This is a genomic window from Mesorhizobium sp. M1A.F.Ca.ET.072.01.1.1, assembly GCF_004023325.1.
GTDB lineage: Bacteria > Pseudomonadota > Alphaproteobacteria > Rhizobiales > Rhizobiaceae > Mesorhizobium.
Window position 1 is genome coordinate 1 of record NZ_RZSF01000335.1, and the last position, 7,213, is coordinate 7,213.

Below are 7,213 nucleotides of genomic sequence, written 5' to 3' on the forward strand. Positions count from 1 at the left end.
CGCCGCGGTCGTGCTCGGCTTCATGCTCGCAACATGGTGGATCGCCACCAAGGCCGAGAGGCTGGTACCGCCGTGCGGCAAGTTCATCGAGATCGGCGGCAGCCGCATCCACTATGTCGAAGCAGGCGAGGGCAGGCCGATCGTGTTCCTGCACGGGCTCGGCGCGCAACTCCACCATTTCCGGCACACGCTGTTCGGCCGCTTCGGCGCCGGCTACCGGCTGATCGCTCTCGACCGGCCGGGCTCGGGATACTCGGTGCGGGCGGGCGGGGCGAGCGGCCGTCTGCCCGAACAGGCGGAAGTGGTGCGGCGCTTCATCGAGGAGCTTGGGCTCGAACGGCCTTTGATCGTCGGTCATTCGCTGGGCGGCGCCATCGCGCTTGCACTTGCGATCGAGCATCCGACGGCGATTTCCGGCATCGCGCTCATCGCGCCGCTGACGCATCTGGAGGCGAGGGTGCGCCAGAAATTCGACCTGCTCTATGTTCCCTCGCGCCTGAAGCGCTGGATCTTGGCCCATACTTTAGCGATACCGTACAGCCTGAAATATGCGGAGCCGACGATGAAGTTCATCTTTGCGCCGCAAGCCGTGCCGGGGGACTACATGATCGCCGGAGGTGGTTGGCTCGGGTTGCGGCCCGCCCATTTCCAGGCGACCTCCACCGATATCGTGGCGGTGGAAGAGGATCTCGGCCGCCTCGAACAGCGCTATGGCGAGATCCTGATGCCGGCCGGCATTCTGTTCGGCGCGGATGACCGGGTGATCGGCATCGCTGCTCATGGCGAACCGATGCCGGGCAGGATCAGGGAGCTCGATTTCGAACGGGTCCAAGGGCTCGGGCACATGCCGCAATTCGTGGAACCGGAACGCGTCGTGGCCTTCATCGAGCGCATCGCCGCGCGCGCATTCCCAGCGTGAGGATCCCGTTCGGTCAAAGGCCGAGAGGGATCGCGTCCATTCACGAACCGTCACGCAAAAGTGTCGGACATTCCGCCTCACCTACACTTTCAACGGGAACTTCGGCTCCAACCCTCGGTTTTAATCCGTGTCGGCTGGCGAATTTCCGGCCAGCAAGAATGCGGCAAATCACCAGATGGAGTACCAATTATGCTTACGAAGATTTTTGCAGCCTCGGCGCTTGTCCTGGCCATGGGCACCTCGGCTATGGCACAATCGTCGGACGCTTGGTGGTGGTGGCATCGTGATCGCCCGGTCCATAGCGAGCAAGTGCCGGTTGATCCCTACACCACGGGCAGCATTTATTCCGATCGCGACGCCGGCGCGCTAAACAGCTTCGGCAACGGTGCCGTCGGCCCATGCGCCTCGGATACGGCCGGCCCCGACGCGAATGCCGGCCCGAACGTCAACGACCAGTATTGCGGCAAGTAGTCCGTTCGCCAGCGAGCGACCGACGTGAAGCTTTTACAGCGTCGGTCGCAGCAAGGTCGGGCGACGGAAATTATTCTGAGACTTCGGTCTGCGGCCGGTCGCGGCCATCGGCCAGTTCGTCATGCCAGACACCCTCGGAATCCTCATACTGGATGCCATCCGTGGTGCCGGCGACCTGCTGCTCGGCCGAAGCAATTTCAGCCGCGCGCAGCGCGTCCTGGCGGGTGGGAAATGTTTCTGAAAAAGTCGAGCCGACCATGTAGGCCCAGCCGCCGTCATGCTCGACGATCTTGTAGGTCAGTTTCGCCATGGAATCCTCCGGTCGAGAAGCCCTTTGCCTGCTCAATGCAGCTTTCCGTCGGACAGCCTTTCTTCGGGAACCAGCACTTCAGATTCCTCGGCTGCCTCGATCAGCGCGCGGCGCGCGTCCGCCGTCGAACGATACCCCTCCAGCGCTTTCAGGCAAGTATCGAGAGCATCACGATGCCGCTGGCCGCGATTGAGCGGCCATACGGTCATCAGGCACTCGGCCGCTTCGCGGGTGCTGCTTATTTGGCGATATTTGCCGACATGGCCGAGTTCGACCACCACCGGCTTCTCAAATGGCTTGCTGTCTGTCATGGCCGCCAACGTAAAACGGCCAATTTGGTTGCAATGGTGGCGGAAGGCTGCGCCCAAAGGTCTCAGCCAATCGTCACCTGTGCAAGCCGTTCAGCCCGCCGCTTTCATCCAGTGTTGCATCGTCGTGACCGAGCGCGCCAGCTGCGGCGCCGGACGGATTTCCTCGCCGAACGTCGCCGCCGCGCGCCAGCCCCAGCGCGGATCGGCAAGGAAGGCGCGCGCCAGAGCCACCATGTCGGCGCGGCCGTCGGCCACGATCGCCTCGGCCTGCTGCGGATCGTCGATCAGGCCGACGGCACGCGTCGGAATGCCGGCGCCCTTGCGCACAGCTTCGGCCAGATGCACCTGGTAGCCGGGGCCGCTGGGCAGCTTCTGCAACGGCGAATTGCCGCCGCTGGAACAGCACAGATAGGCGACGCCTTCCGCCTTCAGCGCCTTGGCTACTTCGATCGCCTCTTCGATCTCGAAGCCGCCGTCGACCCATTCCTTCACCGAAAGGCGCGCTCCCAGCATCAGGCCCGGCGCTGCCTTCTTCACCGCCCTGGCGATCTCGACGGCGAAGCGCATGCGGTTTTCCAGCGAGCCACCCCAGCGGTCGGTGCGCTGGTTGGAAAGCGGCGACAGGAACTGGAAGATCAGATAGCCGTGAGCGGCGTGCAGTTCGATGAAGTCGAAGCCGGCGCGCTCGGCCCGCTTGGCCGCATCGGCAAAATGTTGGATGACGTGCCGGATCTCTTCCTCGTCCAGTGCGTGCGGTATATTCCACCCGGTGTCATAGGCGATGGCCGAAGCCGAAACGGTCTGCCAGGGATCCTCGCCCGCTTGCAGGGGCCCGCCGCCTTCCCAAGGCCTTCTGTTGGATGCCTTGCGGCCGGCATGGGCGAGCTGGACGCCGAATTTGGTGCCGGGCGCGGCGACGCGCCTGGCGGCATCGAGCGTGCGCTTGGCCGCTGCCTCGTTGTCATCGGAGTAGAGGCCAAGGCAGCCATGCGAGATGCGGCCGCGCCGCTCGACGTCGGTCATCTCGACGGTCACCATGCCGGCGCCGGACATGGCCAGGTTCATCCAGTGATGCAGATGCCAGTCGCTGGCGGAACCGTCCTCGGCCGAATACTGGCACATCGGCGCTACCGCAATACGGTTTGGAAAGGTCAGGCCGCCGAGGGTGATCGGCTGGAAAAGCGATGATGTCATGGAAACGGCTCCTGGGGAGAGATCTCGCTATCTAGGCAGCCGCGGCACTTCGCGCCAGACAACAGCCGGTGAAAGTCACGCTGGACCAGTCGGTTTCCAGGATTGCGCCCGCGCCTGTTCGCCGATAACGCTTGCCGACAGCACGGAGCCAATCAATGGAAGATCGCGTCCGCATCCAGTCTGAAGAAATCCTGTCCGACGATTGGGCGGTGCTCAAGAAGACGGTGCTCGACTATCGCCGCCGTGATGGGCGCTGGGAGACGCAGATCCGCCAAACCTACGATCGCGGCGACGGCGCGGTGATCCTGCCTTTCGATCCGCAGCGCTCGACGGTGCTGCTGGTGCGGCAGTTCCGCTATCCGGCCTATGTCACCGGCCATCGCGAGCCGCTGATCGAGGCCTGTGCCGGTCTGCTCGACGAAAACGATCCGGAAACCTGCATCCGCAAGGAAGCGGAAGAGGAGCTCGGCTATCATTTGAAGGACGTTGAGCGGCTGTTCGCGCCCTATATGAGCCCCGGCAGCGTGACCGAACGGCTCTGGTTCTTTACCGCGCGCTATTCGCCGGCTGACCGTATCTCCGACGGCGGCGGAGCTCCGGAAGAGGGCGAAGACATCGAGGTGCTGGAAATGCCGCTCGACGAGGCGCTGGCCGGCATCGCCGACGGCCGTATCGTCGACGCCAAGACCATCATTTTGATCCAGCACCTGAAGCTCAATCCGATCAAGGGTTGAGCGGCCTGCCACCCGAAGCGAGGAGCGAAGGGTGGTGCGGACGACGGGAATCGAACCCGTACGATCAGAGATCGAGGGATTTTAAGTCCCTTGCGTCTACCAATTCCGCCACGTCCGCGCGCCGCGATTTCAAGCACTTGGGCCGACACGAGTCCAGCCTTGTGGGCGGGATGGCACCGTATTGCCACCGAATAAGCTCTTCCGCATCGGTTCTCATCGCAACTGGACCGGCTATGGCTCGCCTTCCGGGCCGCAGAAGACCAGCGCAGGGCGCGCTGTTAACCCTTCTCCACGACGGTGAGAGCGTCAGTCTCGCTGTTCCCGTTCCACGGAAACGTCTGCTGTTCGATGACGGTCAGCCCTGCACGCGCGCTGACATGCTCGACAAATCCCTTTGGCATGAAATTCCGCCAATCGGGATTTTCCTTGAAGGATGCGGTTGGATTATCCGAGTAGTTCGAATGATGAAGGAGAGCTCGTCCCCCCGGTTTCAAGACGGAGGCGACTTCCATGATGTAGGACGCCACGGTCAGCGGTTCGAAATGAACCATCGAGTCGTAGCTGAAAACGGAGGAAAAGCGCCACTTTTCAAACGGTAGACTCTTGCCGTCCGGGGAAAGCGTCACGGTCACGTGAGAAGCGCTTGAAAACCGTTTCCTAGCCAATGCAGTGGCATCGACCGAAGTATCGATCAACGTCAGTCGCCTGCAACGGCCGACGATCTGCGCCGAATGACGTCCGGCACCGCTGGCTATTTCGAGCACATCATCCAAGTTCAAATATCGCTCAAAAGCTTTGCGAAAGCGGCTCGCCGGTGCCCAAAACCAAGCCACCAACTCAGGGTTTTCGTATTTCTCAAAGTACTCATAATCAGAGGCGCCAAAACTACGCCACGTATCGACGATTGCTTCGTGCGCAGCGTCAGGCTCAGTCATAAGCCTTACCCCCATTTCTTCTTGGCCGCACATTTTAGAGGGATTGGCCGTCAAAGGCAAAGGAGGCGCACGCAAGCTGGCTTGCCAAGGGGAGCAGCTATCCGCTTCATGGCTTCCGCAGTTCTCACCCCGGCACCGCCGCCGTTCTCGGGAATGAAGTCGGCGCCGGCCGCTTCGAGAGCTGCTTATAGGGCGGACATCAAATGACCCGGTAAGTCGACTCTGTTTTGATCCCGCGGCGCGCCGGCCACCTTCGTTTCGTGCTGCTCCGCAAATCAGAATTTGTAGCTGAAGTTTACGCCCAGGGTATGGAGCTTCAGGTCCTGATCACGATCGGAGAAGTCGTCCTGGACGTCGAAATGCTCCTTGCCGAAATCGTAGTAACGGTACTGGGCGCCGACGACGATGTTGCTGCTCAGCGCATAGTCGACCCCGGCGCCGATCGTCCAGCCGGTGCCGGTGCGTGTCCTGGCGAAGCCGCTGCCGCCGAGATCTTGCGAGGTCTCGATACCGGCGAAGGCGACGCCCCCGACGCCATAGATCAGCCAGCGATCGACCGCCAAGCCGGCTTCGGCATTGATCGATCCCAGCCATTTGACCTCGGTGCCGACGGCATTGCCAGGGTCGAGCAAGGCCGAACCGTCGATCGAGGCATAGTTGAGCTCAGCGCGCGCGCCGATCACCGCCTGATTGAACTGCCAGAGGCCGGCGACATGGCCGCCGACGAAGCCGCCGTCGACATCGGGAGAAGCGGCGAACGGCTCGCCTTCCGTGCCGGAGATGTCAGATGAGCCCCAGCCATAGCCGGCCTGCAGGCCGGCATAATAGCCTGTCCAATCGAAGCCCGGCGCAGTCATGGGCAGGTCGGCGATCGCGTCCGCGGCCAAGGCCGGCCCGGACAGCAGGGCGAAAAAGCCGGCACTGGCAAGTGTCAGGCGACCCATCGAGCGCTCCGAAATGGCGGTTTCGAAAACTTCTCGGTGCAACCTAGCGTTATTCGCCCGAAAACGGAATTGTATTCCTGCAACAGTGGTTTACTTCGGCGGGTTGCGCACGCGATCTTCCAGGTCACGCTGTTTCTCGTCGGACTTGGCCAGCCGTGCGAAAGCATATTCGCCTAGTGAGGAGCCGGCGATGAAGATGGCGATCGGCGCGGCCCATGCCCAGAATGAATGCAAGGTGAAGAAGGCCAGGCCGGCGCAACATGCCGACAGCATGAAGATTGCGAACCGGATCGCTTTTGCCATCTCTTCTGCAACCCGAATAGCCGGAGATCCAGTCTAGGCGAGATTTCGCCCTGCTGCCGCAGGGGAGATCTGTCGGGAGCCGGTCCTGCCTTAAAAACAAAGCAGTTTTGCCAACTGGTCAAAACCGCGCCAGCTTGGCACAGTCGGGCAAACAGGAGTTCTTCATGGCGACCGGCACCAATCCGACGAAACCCAAGCCCTGGACCGAAGTGGCGACGCAACTGGTCGACGTCGCGATGGGGCGCCGGCCTGCCGATCTCGTGATCCGCAACGGACGCTGGGTGAATGTCCATTCGGGCGAGATCATTCCGGGCACCGACATCGCCGTCGCCGCCGGACGCTTCGCCTATTGCGGCCCGAATGCCGGTCATACGATCGGGCAGGGGACCAAGGTGGTCGATGCGGGCGGCCGCTATCTGGTGCCCGGCCTCTGCGATGCGCACATGCACGTCGAAAGCGGCATGGTCACGGTGACGGAATTCTGCCGCGCCGTGATCCCGCACGGCACCACCTCGATGTTCATCGATCCGCACGAGATCGCCAATGTTCTGGGCCTGCCGGGCGTTCGGCTGATGCATGACGAGGCGGTCGCGATGCCGATCAACGTCCATGTGCAGATGCCGTCCTGCGTGCCTTCGGCGCCGGGCTTGGAGCATGCCGGCGCGGAGCTTACGGTCGCAGACGTCGCCGAGGCGATGACCTGGGAGAACATCATCGGGCTTGGCGAAGTGATGAATTTCCCGGGAGTCGCCGCCAACGATCCGGTGATGTCGGGCGAGATCGCCGAGACGGTGAAGGCCGGCAAAACCGTCGGCGGCCACTATGCCTCGCGCGATCTCGGGTTGCCGTTCCACGGCTATGTCGCCGGCGGCGCCGAAGATGACCACGAGGGCACGCGCGCCGAGGATGCGATCGCCCGCGTGCGCCAGGGCCTGAAGGCGATGCTTAGGCTGGGGTCCGCCTGGTACGACGTCGCTGCGCAGATCAAGGCGGTCACCGAAGGCGGCATCGACCCGCGCAACTTCATCCTGTGCACCGACGACAGCCATTCCGGCACGCTGGTGCATGAAGGTCATATGGATCGTGTGGTGC

At 62.6% G+C, this 7,213-nt stretch carries 10 protein-coding genes and 1 tRNA gene; 4 read left to right on the plus strand and 7 right to left on the minus strand.

Translation table 11 applies throughout. From position 1 onward, the window contains the following. The first annotated feature begins 10 nt into the window (after positions 1 to 10). Together EOA32_RS30670 and EOA32_RS30675 are read left to right on the plus strand one after the other, a co-directional pair. Entirely contained in the window at positions 11 to 919 is a 909-nt protein-coding gene (locus EOA32_RS30670; RefSeq protein ID WP_245499436.1) for an alpha/beta fold hydrolase, read from the plus strand. Positions 920 to 1,108: 189 nt separating this feature from the next. Next, on the plus strand, positions 1,109 to 1,390 hold the full coding sequence (locus tag EOA32_RS30675) for a hypothetical protein (RefSeq protein ID WP_095829376.1): 282 nt from the start codon (positions 1,109 to 1,111) through the stop codon (positions 1,388 to 1,390). Between the two features lie 70 nt (positions 1,391 to 1,460). Here EOA32_RS30675 and EOA32_RS30680 read toward each other — a convergent pair whose 3' ends face one another. The 3 genes from EOA32_RS30680 to EOA32_RS30690 form a co-directional block, all read right to left on the minus strand. Next, entirely contained in the window at positions 1,461 to 1,700 is a 240-nt protein-coding gene (locus EOA32_RS30680; protein WP_066998906.1) for a DUF2188 domain-containing protein, read from the minus strand. 32 nt (positions 1,701 to 1,732) lie between these two features. Beyond that, a complete protein-coding gene (locus tag EOA32_RS30685; RefSeq protein ID WP_066998903.1) occupies positions 1,733 to 2,011 on the minus strand; it encodes a DUF982 domain-containing protein in 279 nt (92 codons plus the stop codon). Positions 2,012 to 2,101: 90 nt separating this feature from the next. Beyond that, positions 2,102 to 3,205, minus strand: coding sequence for an NADH:flavin oxidoreductase/NADH oxidase (locus EOA32_RS30690; protein WP_128373714.1), 1,104 nt, complete (start codon positions 3,203 to 3,205; stop codon positions 2,102 to 2,104). 155 nt (positions 3,206 to 3,360) lie between these two features. On the opposite strand from EOA32_RS30690, the gene EOA32_RS30695 reads away from it, so the two are divergent. Then, a complete protein-coding gene (locus EOA32_RS30695; protein WP_128373715.1) occupies positions 3,361 to 3,939 on the plus strand; it encodes an NUDIX domain-containing protein in 579 nt (192 codons plus the stop codon). A gap of 32 nt (positions 3,940 to 3,971) precedes the next feature. Here the strand turns inward: EOA32_RS30695 and EOA32_RS30700 are convergent. The 4 genes from EOA32_RS30700 to EOA32_RS30720 all read right to left on the minus strand — a co-directional run bounded on the left by EOA32_RS30700 (position 3,972) and on the right by EOA32_RS30720 (position 6,121). Beyond that, positions 3,972 to 4,057: transfer RNA gene (locus EOA32_RS30700), tRNA-Leu, on the minus strand. A gap of 160 nt (positions 4,058 to 4,217) precedes the next feature. Beyond that, complete coding sequence (locus tag EOA32_RS30705; protein WP_189407502.1) at positions 4,218 to 4,874, minus strand: class I SAM-dependent methyltransferase; 657 nt, start codon at positions 4,872 to 4,874, stop codon at positions 4,218 to 4,220. Between the two features lie 275 nt (positions 4,875 to 5,149). After that, entirely contained in the window at positions 5,150 to 5,818 is a 669-nt protein-coding gene (locus tag EOA32_RS30715; protein WP_128373717.1) for an outer membrane protein, read from the minus strand. A gap of 90 nt (positions 5,819 to 5,908) precedes the next feature. Next, a complete protein-coding gene (locus EOA32_RS30720) occupies positions 5,909 to 6,121 on the minus strand; it encodes a hypothetical protein (protein WP_128373718.1) in 213 nt (70 codons plus the stop codon). Between the two features lie 164 nt (positions 6,122 to 6,285). Between EOA32_RS30720 and EOA32_RS30725 the strand changes: the two genes are divergently transcribed. After that, positions 6,286 to 7,213 (plus strand): amidohydrolase family protein (locus EOA32_RS30725; protein WP_145971398.1); only part of this gene is annotated, 928 nt, incomplete at its 3' end.